At 42.4% G+C, this 21,304-nt stretch carries 22 protein-coding genes; 4 read left to right on the forward strand and 18 right to left on the reverse strand.

Annotated features, from left to right (window positions below; all coding sequences use genetic code 11):
- Positions 1 to 99 precede the first annotated feature (99 nt).
- The 9 genes from KUG63_RS00065 to leuS all read right to left on the reverse strand — a co-directional run bounded on the left by KUG63_RS00065 (position 100) and on the right by leuS (position 8,462).
- The gene (locus tag KUG63_RS00065) at positions 100 to 687 is read right to left on the reverse strand and encodes a Maf family protein (protein WP_277642080.1); all 588 of its coding nucleotides are present in this window, start codon (positions 685 to 687) and stop codon (positions 100 to 102) included.
- Positions 684 to 1,154 (reverse strand): 23S rRNA (pseudouridine(1915)-N(3))-methyltransferase RlmH, encoded by a 471-nt coding sequence (gene rlmH / locus KUG63_RS00070; RefSeq protein WP_015006460.1) that lies wholly within the window; start codon positions 1,152 to 1,154, stop codon positions 684 to 686. The genes KUG63_RS00065 and rlmH overlap by 4 nt, the downstream gene beginning before the upstream one ends.
- 110 nt (positions 1,155 to 1,264) lie before the next feature.
- Positions 1,265 to 1,924 carry an OmpA family protein gene (locus tag KUG63_RS00075; protein ID WP_015006462.1) on the reverse strand — a complete coding sequence of 220 codons (660 nt, stop codon included), beginning with the start codon at positions 1,922 to 1,924 and terminating at the stop codon, positions 1,265 to 1,267.
- A 137-nt stretch (positions 1,925 to 2,061) separates the two neighbouring features.
- The gene (gene rsfS, locus KUG63_RS00080; RefSeq protein ID WP_015006463.1) at positions 2,062 to 2,391 is read right to left on the reverse strand and encodes a ribosome silencing factor; all 330 of its coding nucleotides are present in this window, start codon (positions 2,389 to 2,391) and stop codon (positions 2,062 to 2,064) included.
- Between the two features lie 31 nt (positions 2,392 to 2,422).
- Entirely contained in the window at positions 2,423 to 3,058 is a 636-nt protein-coding gene (gene nadD / locus KUG63_RS00085) for a nicotinate-nucleotide adenylyltransferase (protein ID WP_016389944.1), read from the reverse strand.
- Positions 3,059 to 3,110: 52 nt separating this feature from the next.
- Positions 3,111 to 4,370, reverse strand: coding sequence for a glutamate-5-semialdehyde dehydrogenase (locus KUG63_RS00090; RefSeq protein WP_287553582.1), 1,260 nt, complete (start codon positions 4,368 to 4,370; stop codon positions 3,111 to 3,113).
- Between the two features lie 40 nt (positions 4,371 to 4,410).
- Entirely contained in the window at positions 4,411 to 5,436 is a 1,026-nt protein-coding gene (gene holA, locus KUG63_RS00095) for a DNA polymerase III subunit delta (RefSeq protein WP_277642083.1), read from the reverse strand.
- A gap of 33 nt (positions 5,437 to 5,469) precedes the next feature.
- Positions 5,470 to 6,000: an LPS assembly lipoprotein LptE gene (lptE, locus tag KUG63_RS00100; RefSeq protein WP_015006467.1), complete on the reverse strand. Its 531-nt coding sequence runs from the start codon at positions 5,998 to 6,000 to the stop codon at positions 5,470 to 5,472.
- A gap of 11 nt (positions 6,001 to 6,011) precedes the next feature.
- Entirely contained in the window at positions 6,012 to 8,462 is a 2,451-nt protein-coding gene (gene leuS, locus KUG63_RS00105) for a leucine--tRNA ligase (RefSeq protein ID WP_287553585.1), read from the reverse strand.
- 168 nt (positions 8,463 to 8,630) lie between these two features.
- On the opposite strand from leuS, the gene KUG63_RS00110 reads away from it, so the two are divergent.
- From KUG63_RS00110 to KUG63_RS00120, 3 genes are all read left to right on the forward strand, one after another.
- Positions 8,631 to 9,155, forward strand: a complete 525-nt coding sequence (locus KUG63_RS00110; protein WP_277642085.1) for a zinc ribbon-containing protein — start codon at positions 8,631 to 8,633, stop codon at positions 9,153 to 9,155.
- Entirely contained in the window at positions 9,152 to 9,919 is a 768-nt protein-coding gene (locus KUG63_RS00115; protein ID WP_020932190.1) for a ParA family protein, read from the forward strand. Before KUG63_RS00110 ends, KUG63_RS00115 begins: the two co-directional genes overlap by 4 nt.
- A gap of 98 nt (positions 9,920 to 10,017) precedes the next feature.
- Entirely contained in the window at positions 10,018 to 11,088 is a 1,071-nt protein-coding gene (locus KUG63_RS00120) for an NADH:ubiquinone reductase (Na(+)-transporting) subunit F (RefSeq protein WP_015006471.1), read from the forward strand.
- A gap of 86 nt (positions 11,089 to 11,174) precedes the next feature.
- On the opposite strand, the gene lnt is transcribed toward KUG63_RS00120, so the two are convergent.
- The 9 genes from lnt to KUG63_RS00165 are packed head-to-tail and all read right to left on the reverse strand — an operon-like array spanning position 11,175 to position 20,098.
- On the reverse strand, positions 11,175 to 12,695 hold the full coding sequence (gene lnt / locus KUG63_RS00125) for an apolipoprotein N-acyltransferase (RefSeq protein ID WP_287553589.1): 1,521 nt from the start codon (positions 12,693 to 12,695) through the stop codon (positions 11,175 to 11,177).
- 24 nt (positions 12,696 to 12,719) lie between these two features.
- Complete coding sequence (locus KUG63_RS00130) at positions 12,720 to 13,571, reverse strand: HlyC/CorC family transporter (RefSeq protein WP_287553590.1); 852 nt, start codon at positions 13,569 to 13,571, stop codon at positions 12,720 to 12,722.
- 8 nt (positions 13,572 to 13,579) lie between these two features.
- Entirely contained in the window at positions 13,580 to 14,038 is a 459-nt protein-coding gene (ybeY, locus tag KUG63_RS00135; protein ID WP_020932188.1) for an rRNA maturation RNase YbeY, read from the reverse strand.
- A complete protein-coding gene (locus KUG63_RS00140; RefSeq protein WP_015006475.1) occupies positions 14,035 to 14,997 on the reverse strand; it encodes a PhoH family protein in 963 nt (320 codons plus the stop codon). The genes ybeY and KUG63_RS00140 overlap by 4 nt, the downstream gene beginning before the upstream one ends.
- Before the next feature lies 1 nt (position 14,998).
- Positions 14,999 to 16,375, reverse strand: coding sequence for a tRNA (N6-isopentenyl adenosine(37)-C2)-methylthiotransferase MiaB (gene miaB / locus KUG63_RS00145; protein WP_050999777.1), 1,377 nt, complete (start codon positions 16,373 to 16,375; stop codon positions 14,999 to 15,001).
- Positions 16,376 to 16,411: 36 nt separating this feature from the next.
- Positions 16,412 to 17,221 carry an ABC transporter permease gene (locus KUG63_RS00150; protein WP_015006477.1) on the reverse strand — a complete coding sequence of 270 codons (810 nt, stop codon included), beginning with the start codon at positions 17,219 to 17,221 and terminating at the stop codon, positions 16,412 to 16,414.
- Complete coding sequence (locus tag KUG63_RS00155) at positions 17,218 to 17,952, reverse strand: ABC transporter ATP-binding protein (protein ID WP_015006478.1); 735 nt, start codon at positions 17,950 to 17,952, stop codon at positions 17,218 to 17,220. Before KUG63_RS00155 ends, KUG63_RS00150 begins: the two co-directional genes overlap by 4 nt.
- Positions 17,952 to 18,905 (reverse strand): PQQ-dependent catabolism-associated beta-propeller protein, encoded by a 954-nt coding sequence (locus tag KUG63_RS00160; protein ID WP_020932186.1) that lies wholly within the window; start codon positions 18,903 to 18,905, stop codon positions 17,952 to 17,954. The genes KUG63_RS00155 and KUG63_RS00160 overlap by 1 nt, the downstream gene beginning before the upstream one ends.
- Positions 18,906 to 18,913: 8 nt before the next feature.
- Positions 18,914 to 20,098 carry an ABC transporter substrate-binding protein gene (locus tag KUG63_RS00165; protein ID WP_016389931.1) on the reverse strand — a complete coding sequence of 395 codons (1,185 nt, stop codon included), beginning with the start codon at positions 20,096 to 20,098 and terminating at the stop codon, positions 18,914 to 18,916.
- A gap of 354 nt (positions 20,099 to 20,452) precedes the next feature.
- On the opposite strand from KUG63_RS00165, the gene KUG63_RS00170 reads away from it, so the two are divergent.
- Positions 20,453 to 21,262: an alpha/beta hydrolase gene (locus tag KUG63_RS00170; RefSeq protein ID WP_015006481.1), complete on the forward strand. Its 810-nt coding sequence runs from the start codon at positions 20,453 to 20,455 to the stop codon at positions 21,260 to 21,262.
- The last annotated feature ends 42 nt before the right edge of the window (positions 21,263 to 21,304 follow it).

Below are 21,304 nucleotides of genomic sequence, written 5' to 3' on the forward strand. Positions count from 1 at the left end.
CTTTTGTGTTATGCCTAATAACGACCCTCTATAAGCGCCTGTCATGGAGCCATTCAACAATAGCATCACGTTTTGCCCCTATCATTCCAGTTGAAAAAATTAAACAGTTTTACCTTGGCTTACATCAAGTCCATGTTGTTTAAGTAACTGAGCTGTTTCATAGATAGGAAGCCCCATAACACCTGAAAAACTGCCATTCAATTCGGTAATAAAAACTGCGCCTTTACCTTGTATTGCATAGGCGCCGGCTTTATCTTTTGGCTCCCCTGTTAACCAATACCATTCAAGCTGATGATCTGAGAGAGTTGAAAATGTCACCGTGCTTTCACTAACGACACACGCATTTTGTTGCCCCATAACGGCCACCGATGTTAACACTGTGTGTCGCTTACCTGACAGTTTCCTTAACATTACCAAGGCATGTTCTTTGCTATCTGGTTTACCTAAAATCTCCCCCTCGATAACAACGGTCGTATCAGACCCTAGCACCAACACCTCTTGTTCCGGATAAAAAACCTTTGCTGCTTTGGCTTTCTCTATTGCCAAACGCTGAACATAATCATATGGCAACTCACCCTTTAACGGAGTTTCATCTATATCGACAGGTTTTACATTAAACTCAACACCCAACTGACGCAGCAATTCAGCCCGCCTTGGTGATGCCGATGCTAATATTAATCGCTTCATTCTCTATGGTAGGGATGGTTATTCATCAGGCTCCAGCCTCTATATAATTGTTCAGCAAGAACAACACGCACAAGAGGATGAGGAAACGTCAAGGCGGATAAGCACCATTGTTCATTGGCTCTTTTTAAGCACTCGGCGGAAAGACCGTCTGCACCACCTATAATAAAAATTATTGACGGTTGAACACCTTGCCAAGCAGATAACTTATTTGCAAGCTCTTCTGTTGACCACTGCTTTCCTTTCACCTCAAGGGCCACGACATAATCAACATCTTTAATCATGGATAAAATCTTTTTCCCCTCCAGCTCCACCACTTTCGACACATTACTTTGCTTAGTCCTTTTTACAGGAGGAATTTCAATCATTTCAAGTGAGCATTCACGAGGCATTCGCTTTGCGTATTCCTGATAGCCATGACTCACCCAGCTGGGCATTTTTTGCCCTACTGCTAAAATTTTCAGCTTCATATACGACCTATGATTTATGAAAAAGGCGGCTCAACTGAGCCGCCTTTATACTTTCTTTTGAGCCCTTATCGTAACAAGCTCCTTAAAATACGCTGTAAGCTAACGCAGTGCTACCTAACATTTAATGGTGTTAATGTTATTTCCACTCGCCTGTTTTGTGCTCGCCCTTCTTTTGTAGAGTTACTTGCAATCGGACTTTGCTCACCATAGCCCATTACATTAAACCGTTGGCCAACCACACCTTGTGAGCGTAGGTAGCTCGCTACACTTTGTGCGCGCTGTTCAGATAAACCTTGGTTATACGCTTCATCACCTACACTATCTGTATGGCCAATGACCGTAATGGTCGTATCTGAATATTCTTTAAGAATAATCGCCACTGAGTCCAGCACTTGATAGAAGCCTGCATTAATACTTGAGTTACCAGTTGTAAACGTAACATTGCCGGGCATATTCAATATAAGGTTGTTTCCAACACGGCTAACGCTTACCCCTGTTCCACTTAGACGTTGACGTAATTTCGCCTCTTGCACATCCATATAGTAACCAACACCACCGCCTGCTGCCGCACCCAAGACTGCACCTTTCAATGCCGTTTTTCGGTCCCCTTTCATTGCGCCTATTATAGCGCCTGTTACAGCACCCGCTCCTGCACCCATCGCCGCTTTACTGGTTTGTTGTTCTTGTGTATATGGGTTTACTGTCGTACAACCAGCTAATGTAAACATTAAACCAGCTGCAATGCCTGTTACTAAGGTTTTATTATTCATCCAAAATCTCCCTATTAATACGTATGGTTAAAAACCATTGATTCATAAAATCGAGCATTTAAAATCATTGCCATTTCTTTGTTTTGTTCCTTATCTTAACTCACTTAAATGAACAAACAATGAACTTAAATCAATCTTTAAGTATCTGTCTCGACCGTCCAAAGCTTTTCAAGTTGGTAGAACTCACGAATATTCGGCTGCATAACATGAACAATCGTATCACCCAGGTCTATTAGCACCCATTCACCCGCATCCATTCCTTCAACACCGAGGGGGATTAATCCGTGCTTTTTAGAAACCATCGATACTTCCATTGCAAGAGACTTTACATGTCTATTTGATGAGCCTGTCACAATCACTATATGATCAGCAAAAGAGCACTTACCGCTCACATCAATCACTTCAATGTGCTGACCTTTTTTATCATCCAGCGCTTCGGTGACTTTTGTTAATAACTGCTGAGCCATATTTTCTATACCTTATTTTCTAATTATTGAGTTATCTATAAAAACTGTTTTTGTTAATCACGTCTAAACACTGACTCGTCAGCATTTCTTTTACAGTTTTTTTATCTTTAATGCGTTGTCTAATCTGTGTTGCCGAAATATCGAGAGGCTTCACTGACTGACAGTAAATTTTACCATGTGTTTGCTGCTTTAGTTGCGACTTATCCTTTGTTAAAAAAGGAGTAATATAACTTTTTACTGCTGCTTCAAACTGGTTATCAAACCCAGCACGATCGGTCACCACGATATGCGTCAATTTTATTAGCTCTTCCCAGCGATGCCACGACATCAAACCATTAAAAGCCTCCATGCCTAACACCAACACCAGCGAGTCATTTGGATACTTTCGACGAAAATCCGATAACGTATCTACCATATAACTCGGCCCACTTCGCTCCATTTCGCAACTATCCGCCACTAGCGAGGGGTACTCACTCACTGCCAACTTCAATAAAGAGAATCGTTGTTCCGCTGATAACACCGGCGCAATACGATGCGGTGGATTAGCTGATAAAACCATTCTCACCTCATCTAAGCCTATCTCTTTTTGCACTGCGCTTGCCGCTGTCAAATGCCCCAAATGAATGGGGTCAAACGTCCCGCCATATATTCCAATAAATTTGGCCATCACTCACAGCATCTCAAAACAAGCAAACAACAAGCCCATTAATGAAGCAAAACTACTGACGAATATGCCCATCACCTAACACAATATATTTTTGCGTCGTCAAACCAATCAGCCCAACAGGGCCACGCGCGTGCAGCTTGTTGGTGCTGATACCTATTTCACCACCCAAACCATACTCAAAGCCATCTGCAAACCGTGTCGAGGCATTGACCATCACAGAGCTCGAATCAACCTCACGTAAAAATTGCATTGCCTTAGAATAATCGGCCGTCACAATTGACTCGGTATGCCCAGACCCATGCTGATGAATATGATCCATAGCAGCTGTCATATCATCAACAACCCGAATTGACAAAATAGGGGCAAGGTACTCTTCGTCCCAATCAGCCTCAACAGCTTTCTCGCAACTGGGTATAATTTGACAAGTTTTTTCACAGCCACGTAACTCCACTCCCTTATCAGTGTAGAGTTTCGCTAATTCCGGCAAGATATCTTTTGCAATACCTTCGGCCAGCAATAAAGTTTCCATTGTATTACAGGTACCATAACGCTGTGTTTTTGCATTGAGCGCAATCGATTTCGCCATTTCTTTATCCGCCAAATCGTCAATATAGACATGACATACTCCATGCAAATGCTTAATCACTGGCACCCGTGCTTCTTTAGTGACCCGTTCAATCAGGCCCTTACCGCCTCGTGGGATAATAACATCCACAAAATCTTCCATACGTATTAACTCACCAACCGCATTACGGTCCGTTGTTTCAACAACTTGAACCACCTCGGTTGGTAAGCCTGCTTGATTTAAACCTTTGGTAATACAAGCTGCAATGGCTTGATTTGAGTGTTTTGCTTCCGAGCCGCCACGTAAAATACTTGCGTTACCTGACTTCAGGCATAACGCAGCCGCATCGGCAGTTACATTAGGACGTGACTCATAAATAATACCGATCACACCTAATGGGACACGCATTTGACCAACTTTTATTCCCGAAGGTCGTGAGTTAATTTGACTGATTTCCCCTGCAGGATCAGGTAAGGCGATTATCTGCTTTAAGCCTTCTGAGATGGCCTGTACACGTTCTTCATTCAACGCTAAACGATCTAATAAAGCAGCATCAAGGCCACTGTCCTGGCCAGCTTTTACATCTAGCGCATTGGCCTGTAAAATAGCACTTTGTTGATGTTCTATTTCATCAGCTATAAACGCCAGAGCTTGATTTTTAACGCCAGTATCTGCATTAGCAATAACACGGGCAGCACGTTTTGCCCGCTCACCCACGCTATACATATAGTCTTTTAGTTCACTCATTTTTTTCCTATAAAAATCATTATTTTTGACATTAATTATACTACGGTTGGTTATTGAAACGTTTCGGCTCACAAAACGCTAAACAAATTTGCTCAATCATCAGCCATTCATCCCCTGTCTCAACACCTTTTGTCACCCGTTCGGCCTTTGCGCAAGCCTGAATCATCGCTTGCCACTGACCAAGCCCTCCTCTAGATAGAGCCTTCATATAAGTGTTTTTTTTACTGTCCCAAATCCGGTGCTTTTTAAACGTTGCGTCACGTCGACCCATTGTTTTTTCTTCAAAGCTTAAGCTGGCAAGAATCCGTAATTCGCGCATTAAAGCCCATAAAACGACAGGTGCCGCCAGCTTTTCCCCTAACAAGCCTTTTAATATTTGAAGTGCTCTTGCCGCGTCACCCAACAGCAAGCTATCGGTCAGCTTGAAAACATCATACCGTGCATTATCTGCCACCGTATTTGAGATGTCTTCTATTGATAATTCTACTGGGCCAAATAATGTGTGAAGTTTTTCAATTTCTTGATCAGCAGCCAGCAAATTCCCCTCAACACTGTCTGCTAGCAATTTAACACCTTGGGCGCTTGCCTTTAAGCCTTTTCGCTTCAGACGATGGTCCAACCATCTCAACAATTTATCATCAACCAGAGGCCACACTTGCACCACTACCCCATGTTGATCTATCGATTTAAACCATTTTGACTTTTTTGCAGAACCATCTAACTTGCCGGCGACAATAATCAGTAGATTGTCGGCAGACAAATCATCTAGCATTTTTTCTATCGCTTGTGATCCTTCTCGCCCCGGTTTAGCCGTTGGTAAATTTAATTCAATTAGGTTCTTTTCGGCAAATAATGACTGGTTCAAACTAACGGCATAAAGCTGGTTCCAATCAAACTGCCCCTCAACATGCAACACCTGACGGTTCACAAACCCCGCGTTTCTGGCCTGCTGACGAATTAAGTCAACAGCCTCACCTTGCTGTAATGGCTCAGCACCGGACACTAAATACACCGGTGCTAGTTTTTTATTCAGCGAAGAAGATAATTGATTAACGTCTAACTGCATAGGCTCTGGCCCAACACAGGCCAGCTAATTGAGTTAATGAACCACCGCGTCTACTTTTACTGCTTGTATATGCCTTAAAATTTGTTGGGCCGCATCTCGTTTTAAATCACGCGCAATAACCGCTGACTCATTGGTTCGACCTATAATGTCATTTTCATCGTTGATGAAATCACGCACTAATAATAGCGCTTGGTCATCTAAAAGCACCTGACCATTCGCCATCACCAAACTATAAATGACGGAGTACTGCATTTCTGACTCACGAACTTTACCTCTTGAGTCCACACTCAAGGTTCTATTTTCTGACTCTTCTTTTTTAATCGTTAATATCGCATCGGCATCTGAACGCTGGCTTACCACTTCTGCGGAGTACCCAAGCAGCTCTTTCAAATCTCTTACTAAGTCAGTGTGCTGAGGGCCAGCCACATAAATTTTCTGAAGTTCAGCAGGTAGCTCGAAAGCTCCTCGTAATTTAAAACCGCACGCCGTTAATGAAACTGACAACAGGCAAAGTATTGTCATTAAACGCAGTATCACAAAAAAGTGTGTTCGAGTGTTCATCATATTTTAGTCCGCTAAATAACAATATTAACCAGTCTCTTCGGCACAATAATAACCTTTCGAACAGGTTTTCCGTCAATAAATTTATTAACATTGTCCTCTGATAACGCTAACTTTTCTATGCTTTCTTTAGATGCATCGGCCGCCACCAGCAGCTTAGCTCTTAATTTGCCATTTACTTGCACCACCATTTGCACTTTGTCCAACACCAACGCCGTCTCATCAAATTCTGGCCACGTTACGTCGATCAGTGGATCCTGATGACCCAAGGCTTGCCACATCTGATCACAAACATGAGGAATAATCGGCGACAACATCAATACAATGCTTTCTAACGCTTCTTGTAGCAAGGCTCGAGAAGCATCCGTTTCGGCTTTAAATTTAGACACTGAGTTTAACAATTCCATATTAGCCGCAATGGCTGTATTGAACGTTAAACGGCGACCATAATCATCATTGACCTTATTTAAGGTTTCATGGACCTGTCGACGAAGCACCTTATCTTCACTGCTTAATTGATCAACTGTATATCCGCTGATTAAGCCGCCATCGACATGCTCTTTGACTTGACGCCATAAGCGACGAATAAATCGAAATGAGCCTTCGACTGCGCTGTCAGACCATTCTAATGATTGCTCTGGAGGCGCAGCAAACATAGTGAATAGGCGCACCGTATCGGCACCGTACTTTTCAATTAAACCTTGCGGATCAACCGTATTGCCTTTCGATTTTGACATTTTCGTGCCATCTTTAAGCACCATCCCTTGCGTTAACAAGTTCTTAAACGGCTCATCGCAAGACACCAAGCCAAGGTCACGCAATAATTTTGTATAAAACCGCGAATACAGGAGATGCAAAATAGCATGTTCAATACCACCGATATATTGATCAACCGGCAGCCAATAGTTAGCTCGTTCATCTAACATCGCTTGATCATTATCTGCACAACAATAACGTGCAAAATACCATGAAGACTCCATGAACGTATCAAACGTATCGGTTTCTCTTTTAGCTTGCTGACCACACGTTGGACAGCTTGTATTAATAAATTCTTCGTGCCTTGCTAAGGGCGACCCGACCCCTTCCAAGGACACATCCTTAGGCAAAATAACCGGTAACTGCTCATCGGGCACTGGCACAGTACCGCAGTCATCACAATAAATAACCGGCACAGGTGTTCCCCAATAACGTTGACGTGAAATACCCCAATCACGCAAACGAAAGTTAACCGTTTTTTTGCCCTTACCCTTGGCACTTAATGATTCAGCAATTGCATCGAAGGCCTGCTGAAAATCTAAACCATCAAATTCCGCTGAATTAAGTAACGTTCCTTTGCCCGTATACGCTTGCTTTGTAAGATCAATCTCACCAGGGTTATCGGTAGCTATAACTTGCTTGATTGCTAAGCCATACTTGTTCGCAAACTCGAAATCACGCTGATCATGAGCAGGCACTGACATCACTGCTCCGGTTCCATAATGCATTAATACAAAATTTGCGATCCAAATAGGTACCGTCTCACCCGTTAATGGATGAATCGCCTTAAGCCCCGAATCAATGCCCTTTTTCTCCATTGTCTCCATCGCAGCTTCCGATGTTTCCATGGTTTTACATTGATCTAAAAATTCAGCAATATCGGTATTATTTTCTGCCGCTTGGAGAGCCAGAGGGTGCTCTGCCGCAACCGCAACATAGGTAACACCCATTAAAGTATCTGGTCGTGTCGTATAAACAGGTAAGGTACTATCACTGCCTTCAATATCAAACGACAGTTCAACACCTTCTGAACGACCAATCCAGTTTTGCTGCATAGTGCGAACCTGCTCAGGCCAGCCTTCCAACTCTTTCAACGAGCTCAATAATTCGTCAGCATAGTTTGTAATTCGCATAAACCATTGTGAAATTTCGCGTTTTTCAACCTCGTTATCACAACGCCAACAGCAACCATCAATCACCTGTTCATTTGCTAACACCGTATTACAATCTGGACACCAGTTAAGCGGTGCTGTTTTTTTATACACCAAGTCTTTTTCAAGTAAGCGCGTAAAGAACCACTGTTCCCAACGATAGTAATCATCATTACAAGTGGCTACTTCACGCTTCCAATCATAGCCAAAACCCAATTGTTTAAGTTGGGTGCGCATATAATCAATATTATCTGAGGTCCAGCCACCAGGGTGCACTCCATGTTTCATCGCTGCATTTTCCGCCGGTAACCCAAAGGCATCCCAACCCATCGGTTGCATCACATTTTTACCTTTCATCCGCTGGTAACGGCTAACTACATCACCAATGGTGTAATTACGAACATGTCCCATATGTAACCGCCCACTCGGATACGGAAACATAGACAAACAATAGTATTTTTCCTTTGTTGTGTCCTCGGTTACTTCAAAAGCCCCCGTTAATTGCCATTTTTCTTGAACACTCTTTTCAATAAGAGAAGGTTGATATTCTTCTTGCATTTTTTTACCGTCGGACACACTATTTAATAAGGTGGGTAGAATACCTTAGCTACCTATAAATCTAAAGTTGAATTAAATAGAAGGTTACATCTTCTGTTTGTATAAACTTTAAGCCCAATGGGTCTGAAGTTGAATTGAGAAGACTAGACCTTCATACAGGGAGATCTTATGAACAACTCAATACAAGATAAGTTACTTCAAGCCTACGATAAGATGATGCAACGCCTCCATGACACCGTTGAACGGGCTGAAAAAATTGCTATTCCAACTCTTAGTGAAAACCTAAAACATGCACAAGAAAAAGCCGTTAAACTAGGCGAACTGACAAAAGAGGAAGCAAGTAAAGTTGCCGACTATTTAAAAAGGGACTTAGAAGACGCCTCAGCCTATCTACAAACCACAAAAAAGGAGTTCTCTGACTGGCTATCTTTTGAGTCAAATTTGATAGAGGGTAAAATCGGTGACTGGACCCATTCGGTCGTCGATAAAGCAAAATTAGAGTGGGAGAACTTAAACTTAGATACCATAAAGGGAACGCTTTACCATTCAGGAGAGCTTACAGGCCCTGGCACTCTTGAGTGCACCCAATGTAAACAGACACTGAACTTTAAAAAAACCGGACATATTCCCCCATGTCCAACCTGCCATAAAACTGAATTTAAACGTCGCAAAAAGAAGGTGGTTAAAAAATGAACCGTGTTATTTTTAATAAAAAAGGTGGTGTTGGCAAATCTACTATTACCTGCAATTTAGCCGCAATTAGTGCGTCGAAAGGTAAAAAAACCTTGGTCATCGACCTTGATACACAAGGCAACTCAACTCACTATTTACTCGGCCAGCAATCAAATACGCTTGAATCCACATTGGCAGATTTTTATACCAACACCCTTAACGTAAGCCTATTTCCAAAAGATTTCAGCGATTTTATCTATGAAACTGGTATGCCAAATTTATATGTCATGCCATCACACCCAGGCATGGACAATCTACACGCAAAGCTTGAATCTCGTTACAAAATATATAAATTGAAAGAAGCGTTAGACACCATGGGAGAGTTTGATAATATTTTTATCGACACGCCACCAGCGCTCAACTTCTACACCCGTTCGGCACTAATCGCCGCAAATAGCTGCATCATTCCCTTCGATTGCGATGTTTTTTCAAAACAAGCCTTGTATTCCTTACTCGATACTGTCGCCGAAGTTAAAGCTGACCATAACCCAAACTTGGAGATTGAGGGTATTGTTGTCAACCAGTTCCAAAAACGCGCAAAACTACCGACCCAGCTACTAGAAGAACTTATTGACGACAATTTAAAGCTTTTCAAAAGCATGATCTCCCCTTCTGTAAAAATACGAGAATCCCATAGCGCAAGCCAATCCATGATCCAATATGCGCCAAACCATAAAATCACCGAGGAGTTTAAAAGCCTTTATCAGGAATTAAAGAAAAAATAATTGGATTCTCCCCTAACGTTAGGTTTACACTCTACGGCGGTTATAAATTACCTACATTTAACACTTTTTAAAATCAACACAGCAAACGTAAGGTCACAATGAAAAAACTATTTGGCTTATTTGGTGGGGCAAAAAAAACCCCTTTAAAGGCAACTATTCAGCCATCTGGCAAATCATTTGAAGTTCCAAAAAACAACACTTTGTTACAGACTGCGCTCAATGAAGGGGTTAATTTTCCGTTTCACTGCACGGTGGGCACCTGTGGAAATTGTCGCTGCAAATTACTCGATGGTGAAGTTAAAGCCATCATGGATTTTTCATACACCTTATCAGAACCAGAACTTGATGAAGGCTACATTCTTGCCTGCCAAAGCTTATTGAAGACCGATGTTATCATTGAGCTTGAAGCCGACGCTAACCAACCCAAACACTCAGTAAAAACCTATAAGGGAACCATTACTGACACCCACATGCATACACATGACATTATGGAAGTGACGGTGGAATTAGACCAAGCAATTTCATTCACCGCAGGGCAATTTGCCGATATAGGACTTGAGGGGTTTTCTCGCCACCGCAGTTACTCTTTCGCCAATGCGCCGGCTGCTAATGGCCAAAAAACGCTAAGTTTTCATGTTAGAAATGTGCCCGGTGGCGACTACACCCAATGGCTGTTTGAAAAAGACCGAAAAGGCGAAGCCTTTGAACTGCACGGCCCTAGCGGTGCGTTTTGGTTAAGAACTTCAGATGCGCCAATTCTCGCCATCGCAGGTGGTAGCGGCATGGCACCACTAAAATCTATTTTAGAAGATGCCTTAAAAAATAACATTAATAGACCCGTTACCTATTTATTTGGTGCCCGTGCTCAACGCGATCTCTATTGTCTTGATGATATGAAAAAACTAACAGAAAAGTGGTCCAACTCTTTTAAATTTGTACCCGTGCTGTCCGAGGAGCCTGAAGATTCAGACTGGACTGGAAAACGTGGTCTGGTCACCGACTTTATTGACGATGAAACTATCGGTTTTTCCGTGTCTGATAGTCACGCCTACCTATGTGGCCCGCCAGGAATGATTGATGCAACACTGGTAAAGCTTGAAGAGGCTAATATCAGTTTAGATAATATTCATTACGACAAATTTTTGGACTCTAGGCAGTTAGAGAGCTGATTTTCGAACTACCCTAGAGTTAAATCTGTTTCGCCTTCAGCAAACCAGCATAAGAGCGTCATGTTCATCTGGCCGCCTTTAGTCTGTTAAGCACTGTAGGCGGGGCGATTTTTTATACGGTCCCTTTTTAAAAAACTCACCAGTACCATCACCACAACAAAACCTAAAAAGCCCCACCAACCACCTTGGACAAAAGGGGTAGCGCCCTTTAACGGCGTTATCTCCCCAGTTAATGCAGTGCGTCTAAACATCGGCGCTTGTTTAATAACTTGCCCCGCAGGGTCAATAATTGCCGTAATACCCGTATTGGTAGACCTTAATAAAAAGCGCCCACTTTCCAACGAACGCATCCGAGCCATCTGAAAATGTTGGTACGGTGCAATCGTGTCGCCAAACCAGGTATCGTTACTCACGTTCACTAAATACGCTGCCTCAGGAAGCCCATCAATGGATGTTTGCTGAAAAGCATCTTCGTAACAAATAGACGATGCAAACGGAAAACCCGCCCCTTGTAAAAGCGTTTGCTGATCACCTCCGGCTGAAAAATCGGACATGGGTATTTTTAGAAAATTTAAAATAATGGTCGATAGAGGCTTCAATGGCATATATTCACCCAGAGGCACTAAATGACGCTTAAGGTAAAAATCATTCGAATATCGAACACTGTATAAGCCATTATAATAATCGCTGCCATTAGTAGACATGACGGGTAGCCCTAGAACAATATCTATATCACGTTCATCTACCTCCCTTTTTAGTTGTGGTATCAACGTGTTTTCCACCCGATGCAAAAAAGCAGGCACAGATGTTTCAGGCCAAACAATTAAATCAACACCATGCTGTTGCCTTGTCATTTGCAGATAAATGTCGATGTTTTTTTGCTTAAATGACGGCAGCCATTTTATTTCTTGTGGGATATTACCTTGCAATAAGGCTACTTTAATCGGCGCTCCTGCAGGCTCCGTCCATTCGATGTTTTTAAGCATAAATCCACTGAGCCAAACGGACACAATTAAAGTACTAGCAAACATCATCTGCCTTTTTCCTAACTTATGAAGGCAGTATGAAATCGCCCCAACCATTACGACTAACAACCAAGAAACCCCCAACACCCCAACGATAGGGGCCCAAGCAGACAGCCAAGTATCGACTTGGCTAAAACCCAGTGACAACCATGGAAACCCAGTAAACAAGACGCCTCGTAACGCTTCTAACCCAACCCATAAACTGGGCAACGCCAATAAATACCGAACCGCAAGGCGCCGGTAAAAAAATCGGTTCATCAAATATGCAAATAACGCCATATAAAGCGCAAGAATGGCCACCATTCCTAACATGATAATGATGGCTAACCACAATGGAGCATTTGCAAAGTGGTGAATACTAAAGTAAACCCAATAGACACCATGAGCAAAATACCCCCAACCAAAGGCATAGCCCATTAACGCTGCTGTTGATGGCCTTAATTGGCGTAAGGTCAATAGAAATAAAACGGGAGACAGCACCGCCATAAGCGGAAGGTCGTAAGGTGAAAACGCTAGTGGGAGTAAGGCACCAGAAAAAATTGCAGCAATAACATGCATGCCCTGCTTAGGATTCATCAGCATTATTCGCCCTGCATTTTCCTGACTTTATTCTTCCTCAACCGCATCTAGAATGGTCATACGAAGTAAATGAACACGACGATTATCAGCCCTTAACACCTCAAATAAAAAGCCATCAATTTGTGTTTTTTCACCATGTTCAGGCACATGACCGAAGCTTTTAACCACCATACCACCCACTGTATCAACATCGTCTGGATAATCGGTTTCAAAACGTTCATTAAAATCGGCAATTTCGGTTAAGGCTTTAATGTTGTATTCATATTCGCTACGCTGAAGAATAAACGCTTCTTCTTCAAAATCATGCTCATCTTCAATCTCACCAACAATTTGCTCAAGCACATCTTCAATCGTGATAAGACCCGCAACTGAACCATACTCGTCAATCACAATCGCCATGTGATTTCTATTCGCACGAAACTCATGCAACATCACATTTAAACGCTTACTTTCAGGCACAAAAATCGCGGGGCGCATGACATCCTTTACGTCAAACTTTTCATCCTTATGAGTAACAACATAGTTCAATAAATCTTTCGCCAACAAAATACCAGCCACTTGTGAGGTTTCTTCATCTTGAACAGGAAAACGAGAGTGTGCTGACTCCGTCACGCGAGGAAAGATATCTTTCAATTCTGCTTCTCGAGGAATAAAAACTATCTGCGAACGAGGAATCATAATATCTCGCACCTGTAACTCTGAGACTTGCAAAACACCTTCAATCATCGCTAAGGCATCCTGCCCTAATAAATCTCTTTTCTCCGCATCACGCATTAACTGCACTAGGTCTTCACGATCTTTTGGCTCGCCCATTAGCGCCTGCCCTAATCGTTCTATCCAAGATCGATTTTCAAGTGTGTCATTTTTTGTCTGGTTCATATTATTGCTCAACCCTCATAAGGGTTCTTAATCCCGATACTATTCAAAAGTTTTATTTCTAACAATTCCATGACCTGAGCATCATCGTCATTAATGTGATCATAACCTTGAAGGTGTAAACAACCATGGATCACCATATGCGCCCAGTGTGCAGCCGCTTGCTTCCCCTGCTCTTCCGCCTCACGCAACACCACAGGTACACAAATAACTAAGTCGCCTAGGGTTTCTTCCGATAAGGCACCGTCAGGCAAACCACTTGGGCTTTCGAACGGAAAGCTTAAAACATTCGTTGGCCCTTTCTTTTGACGATAGGCTTCATTTAAAGCAGCTGACTCATCTTCGTCTACCAATCTTATAACGACTTCAGCATCTTTTTGCTGTTGGAGTCCAAGTTTAACCCAATCAATCAACGATTGTTGCTCAGGCAATTCGCTACAGTCACTGGCTATTTGTAATTCAACACTCATGATTTAGCGTGCTTTTCATAGGCCGACACAATTTTTTGTACGATCGGATGCCTCACCACATCTGTATTTTTAAACTGCGTAAAACTAATGCTGTCTATGCCCTTTAAAATCTTCATGACCAATTTCAAACCCGATTCGGTATGCCCTGGTAGGTCTATCTGAGTAATATCACCCGTCACCACCACTGTAGACCCATAACCAATTCGTGTTAAAAACATTTTAATTTGTTCTGGCGTTGTATTTTGCGCCTCATCTAAAATAATAAATGCTTCGCTCAATGTTCGGCCTCGCATAAAAGCCAATGGCGCAATCTCTATTACATTTCGTTCAATAAGTTTTTCGACTCGCTCGACACCTAACATCTCATATAAAGCATCGTACAAAGGTCTTAAATATGGATTAATTTTTTCACTTAAATCGCCCGGTAAAAAACCCAGTCGTTCACCCGCCTCTACCGCTGGGCGAGCTAGAATAATTCGTGATACTTTCTCTGCTTCTAAGGCTTCTACTGCACAGGCTACAGCCAAATATGTTTTACCCGTCCCTGCCGGCCCAATGCCAAAAACAATATCATTTTTTGGAATACTTTTAACGTAAGACTGTTGGTTACCACCACGTGGCTTAATTACTTTTTTTCTAGTATGGATAACGGCGGTGTCATCTAGATCCACCGGTTGCTCTACAGACATCTTTGTTTCCTGCATTAATAAATGTACCTTTTCAGGTGTTAATTGATCGCTTTCGGTACTTTTATACAGCGCTTTTAACGCCGTAATCGCTACTCCAACCCCAATCTCCAAACCGGTCACGCTAAAATGATGCCCTCGATGTTTTACATCAACATCTAAACGCCGTTCTAACTGTGTGATATGCTCATTAAATTGGCCGCACAAACTGGCCAAACGTTTATTGTTGGCTGGCGTTAAGATCACATCAGTGGTTTTAAGTTTGCTACTCAATTTATGAAGCTGTACGCCTTTCTTGAAGAGACTGACTAGCCTCCCTATCTGCTGCTGTCACTACCCGTCCCCTTAGAGAGTATGGCAAGGCTTCTGTAATTAACACATCAACAAATTGCCCTTTTAGCCGAGTATGGCCAGCAAAGTTTACAACGCGATTATTCTCTGTACGCCCGGTCATTTGTAAAGAATTCTTCTTTGACTCACCTTCCACCAAAAGCCGTTGAACAGTGCCAACCATGCTTTTCGAAATATCTGCCGTTTGCTGGGTAATAATATTCTGTAGTCGCTCAAGACGTTGCTTTTTAACATCCATATCAATATCATCTGGCATTTCTGCCGCTGGCGTTCCTGGACGAGCACTAAAAATAAAGCTAAATGAAAAGTCGAAGCCTATTTTTTCGATTAGCTGTATGGTGTCTTCAAACTCCTCATCGGTTTCTTGTGGAAAACCAACAATGAAGTCTGATGAAAAGCTCATATTCGGACGAATCTTTTTAAGACGTTGAAGTTTTTCAATATATAAATCTATTTCATGCCCGCGTTTCATTCGTGCCAACACGCTATTGCTGCCGCTTTGCACTGGCAAATGAAGGTGATCAACTAACTCTGGAATATCCTCATACGCTTGAATTAAACTTTCTGAAAACTCCTTTGGGTGTGATGTGGTATATCGGATACGATCAATACCATCAATTGCTGCAACGTAATGCAGCAGTAACGCAAAATCAGCGATATCTCCATCGCTCATTTCTCCGCGATAGGCGTTAACATTTTGCCCCAATAAATTAACTTCTCTAACCCCTTGCGACGCTAAACTCGATACTTCTGCAATCACATCATCTAAAGGTCTACTGACTTCCTCGCCGCGTGTATAGGGAACAACGCAAAAGGTACAATATTTACTGCACCCTTCCATAACTGATACGAAAGCTTTCGGCCCTTCTGCACGAGGTTCTGGCAAATTATCAAACTTTTCAATTTCCGGAAAAGAAATGTCCATTACCAGTTTCTTTTTTGTTTGCGCCTCTTTCAACATCGCTGGTAAACGGTGCAAGGTCTGTGGACCAAACACTACATCAACATAGGGTGCTCTTCGCCGTATAATTTTGCCCTCTTGACTGGCAACACAACCACCTACGCCTATTAATAAGTCGGGGTTCTTTTCTTTCAATGGGCGCCAGCGCCCTAATTGATGAAAAACACGCTCTTGTGCTTTTTCTCTAATTGAGCAGGTATTAAGCAGCAATACATCTGCTTCTTTTTCATTATCTGTTAACCGTAGGTCATGCGATTGCGCAAGCACATCCGCCATTTTTTCAGAATCATATTCATTCATCTGACAACCATGGGTGCGTATAAAAAGTTTTTTAGTCATATTCGTTAATTTTAACACGCAACGAGAGGCCGTTGCTCAACTTGGTCCACCAGCTTTTCTTACCATCATGCCCTTTGATGGGTTATAACCCCAAACGGCCACTAACAAAAACACAATAAACGCCACTAAGGTATACACAAAAGCAGCTAGGTTAAACTGCCCATACAGCGCAAATCGAAGCAACTCAACCGCTTGTGAAAACGGATTATAACTTGCCAAGGTATGCAATAACTCGCTTGATTCTTTAATTTTCCATAACGGATAAAGCGCCGTAGACATAAAAAACATTGGGAAAATAACAAAATTCATCACCCCTGCAAAGTTTTCTAACTGTTTTATAAAAGACGACAGCAACATTCCTAACGCTCCGAGCATTAAACCCGCTAGGACCAACGCCGGAAATAAAGTCAGATAGCCCAGCCATGGTGCTTGAATGTCATAGAACCACGCAATCAGCAAAAACACATACGCTTGAAGGATCGAAACAAACGTCCCGGCCATTAATTTTCCAGTGAGTAAAAACCAACGTGGCAAAGGGCTAACTAAGAGTGTTTTCATGCTACCCATTTCGCGGTCATAGACCATCGATAAGGAACTTTGCATGCCATTGAAGAGTTGAATCATGCCAATCAAACCAGCAGTAATATACACCTCATACAATATGTACGTTTCATACGGTGGCATAATCGCAATTCCCAAGGTAGAGCGAAAACCCGCTGCAAAAACAAACAACCAAACCAAGGGCCTAACTAACGCCGCAATAAAACGTTCACGTTGAAGCAAAAATCGCCACAACTCTCGTTTTATAATACCTTTCAATGCAATAAAGGCATGCTTAAGCCTCATGATGATATCCCCTGTGTTAAGCGCTTAAACGCACGGGAGATGTCATCTGTAGAGTCCCCACCACATACTTGGCTCACCGGCCCTTGTGCTTTGATTTCCCCTTGATGCAAAACAAGCAACTTATCAGACGGATACACCTCATCGATCAAATGCGTTGCCCAAAGAACCGACAACCCATCATCTTTGCATAACGCATGCACGTGCTCAACAATCCCTTTACGGCTTGACACATCCAAACCAACAGTGGGCTCATCTAATAACAATAAAGATGGCTTATGTAACAGCGCTCTGGCTATTTCCACACGCCGACGATGCCCGCCATTGAGCTGACGAATTTTTTCATCTTTACGCGCCAACATACCCTGCCTTTCTAGTTCTTCACTTACTCGAACGGAAGCCTGTTTACGCGACATACCGTGCAACGAGGCGTGATAATAAAGATTTTGCAGAACACTTAAATCCATATCTAGTGTTGTTTGCTGAAACACCACCCCTAAATTCGCCAAAGCCTGACAAGCTTGCGTCTTAACGTTAAACCCATTAATGCTAATTTCACCGGAACGACTGTCGTACAAATGCGTTATCAACGAAAACAAGGTCGACTTGCCCGCACCATTAGGCCCTAACAAAATAGCGCACTCACCAGCTGCTATTGAAAAATTAATGTCCGATAAGGCTGCTGTATTTCCATACGCATAACTTAGCGTTTTAACAGCTAATGAAAGACTCATTATTTAACCGCAATACCCCAAGGGTAACGACCAACCCGTACAGATTTTGTTACTGTTAAGGTTTCCACATCAATAATCGAAATGTCATTACTGACACCATTAGTTGTATACAACCGCTTTAAGTCTGGCGAAAACGCAAGGTTCCATACCCGTTGGCCAACTAATAAATACTTGATGACCGTCATTGTTTCAATATCCAAAACAGCAACACGGTTCGCAGGACCCAACGCAACAAATAAAAATTTATTATTCGGGTGCGCCAACACACCGACCGGTTGAATAAGCGCCTTATCAACCCCGGCTATTTCAAACTGTACTTTACTGACAATTTGCTTCGTCGACACATTAATACGAGACAAAGAACCTGCTATTTCAGAGCTTACAAACAGCGCTTGACCGTCTACAGAAAACTCTGCTGCCCTAGGACGTGAATCGACCAAGGTATTCTCTTTTATCGTTTGCTCTGTAGGATCAATCCAATGGACCATATTAGTTGTTTCAGATGTATTAACTACCCACTTTCCATCAAGAGACACAGCAATACCTTCAGGTTCCACGCCAACCGGGATCTCAGCAATTACGTTCTTTGTTTGCAAATCAATCACTGTGACAATATTGTCATCTTCATTAGATACGTACAACCAAAGGCCATTAGGGTGAATCTTGAACAATTCCGGGTCATCACCTGATGGCAGCTCACCCACCACCTTTAAGCTTGCGGTATCTATAACCTGAATGGTGTCATCGTCACTCGCTGCGACATAGAGTTGTGTTTTATCGTTGTTGAAGGCTACACCACGTGGGCGCTGACCCAACGGCACTGTTTGCAACAACTGCCCTGTTTCACCGTTAACCACAGCCAAGGCGTTGTCTTTTTCTAATGTTATATAAAGTGTATCTGCAAAACTGACTGTCGAAAAAATTATTAAAAACGCGAAGAGGTATTTATTCATTATTATTTTTAGCGTAATTCACATGTTGATTCGAGCTTATCATACCCTAGCGTATCTAAATAAGTCCGCGGGTGTAAAAACTCTTTAAGCGGCAATACCGAGACAATTGAGCGTGGCGTTGCCAATAAAACAGGCTGACGTAACTGTTGATTCCAACGCCTAAATGTAAGCTTTACACCTTTAAAACCGGCCAAACTAAAACGATCACTGAGGATATATTTTTTTACTTCAGCTGGCTCCACTTTATTGGCTCGTGTCACCGCCTCACCTACCGTACGAACGGCTAACCATGACGAGTAATCAACATCATTCATCCAGCGGCCAGCTTGCTTATAAAACCTATTTTGCATTTGAACTGCGCCCCATCGCTCGTGGGTTCTATGCCAAGCACTTGGCACTAAACCCTGCGTGCCAATAATAGGTCGAGGTAACCAAGTATTCATCGTTAAGTATTCACCAAATAAGCCTTTTACATCCGCTACCGCTAAAACATCATACTCAGCGCCCTGAGTAAATACAGGGATTTCTGCTTGCGCTGTGCGACGAGCATCATGATCAAAATTCCACGTTTTTTCTTTTACGATTTTTATCCCAAAACGTTTTGCAGCACGCTTAATAGCATTAGCAAAGCGTTGGTCTTCTTCATCGTTCCCCTTAACCAAAAACCAATTTTGCCAGCGTTTTTTCAGCATCCATTGAGCAAGTGCATCTGCTTTCATAGCATCACTTGGAATAATATGAAAGATGTTTGCACTACAACTGTTATTCCTTAGCCTGTCATCTGTCGATGAAACATTGAAGAGCAATATATTCTTCGGCTTGGCCAAGGCAGAGATTTTTTCCAGTGTTGATGCTTGAACATCGACGAGGATATAGCGATAACCTCCTTCTACCAATAGATTGAAGGCGCTAATTACATCAGCATGAAGAGGCACCTCAATGTGCTTCAAGTCATAATGATGTCCTGTAAATTGCCCTGTGGTATTATTATCCTTGATGCCTAAGGTGGCTCCTTGAATACCTTCATCCGTTAGTATTGGGTCAAGGTTTGATAAGGCCGGCGGCACTGCTCTTTTTTCCGTAAGCAAGGCCAAACTCACCTTAACATCATTTGCTAGCACATGATTGGAGCCCATCACCATTAAGCAAGTTAAGAAAAAAACCACGCGCTTGTTTAATACCATATTATTCATTTTTTAACCGGCTCTTTAGCAATGGACACTGCCCTTTCAAGCGCTTCATGCGCTATCTGTGTGCAGCTTGACTTGTTTTTGATTTTATTTTGATTAAAACAGCACGTCTAGTGAAATTAAAGTCTAGAATGTGAGGCAAAAAAAAGCGACTCATAAAGAGTCGCCAAGAGGAGGAGAACATTATTACATTGGGCAGCGATCTGAGAGCAGAGCTGCAGTAACAATGTGATGTGAATATTATATTGCTTTGCAGCATACGTCAAGACTTATTCTAAAATTTACACATAAAAAGTTAGCCCGCTTTAAATAAAAGGAAAATAATGATTAATACATCTAAATATAATCGAGGTAGCAATGAACATTGAATCCTCGGCAGAAAACCCAGCTTTAGATGTTATTGAGCGCCACCCTAACAAAGCGACTCGCAAACCCATCTTATTTATTCATGGTGCGAACATGTCTGCATGGTGTTGGGACGAATACTTTATGCCTTTTTTTGCAGACCTGGGGCATCCAACCTATGCCATCAATCTACGCGGCCACGGGAAAAGCGGCGGAAGCGCCATGCTCGCTTCAAATAGCATTGCCGATTATGTTAATGACATTCAACGAGTTATCGATGAAATTGGCGAACCCCCAATTCTGATTGGTCACTCCTTAGGTGGGCTGATTATTCAAAAATATATAGAAAAGGAAACCGTTCCTGCCTGCATACTGATGGCTAGTGTTCCTGTTGACGGTCTTATTCCATCAATTATTGATTTGGCCTTGAACCCAACTTTTTATATGCAAATGAACCTTGGCGAACTTATCGGCACGTGGTTTTCACCGGTTGATCTTACCCGTAAATCTATATTTGCTGGCCACGTTAATGACGATGTTGTGATCCGTTATTGTGCTGAAATGCAACAAGGCTCTCCAAAAGCTTTGCTTGATACCTTATGGCTTGGTCTGCCTACGTACAAAAACCCTTTCGAGATCCCGATGTTAGCGCTCAGTGCTGATGAGGATACTTTCTTTAGGCCCGCACACATCAGAAAAACAGCAAAGGCATACAAGGCAGACTTCATTAATATGAAAAAAATGGGGCATACCATGATGATTGACGCTCACTGGCGTGAAAGTGCTGAAACCATTCAGCATTGGCTAGAAAAAAACCTTTAGCCGCTCATTAACGACATATACCTTAATAAAAAGGGCTGAATA

The sequence above is a fragment of the Cycloclasticus sp. genome, assembly GCF_019090545.1.
GTDB lineage: Bacteria > Pseudomonadota > Gammaproteobacteria > Methylococcales > Cycloclasticaceae > Cycloclasticus > Cycloclasticus pugetii.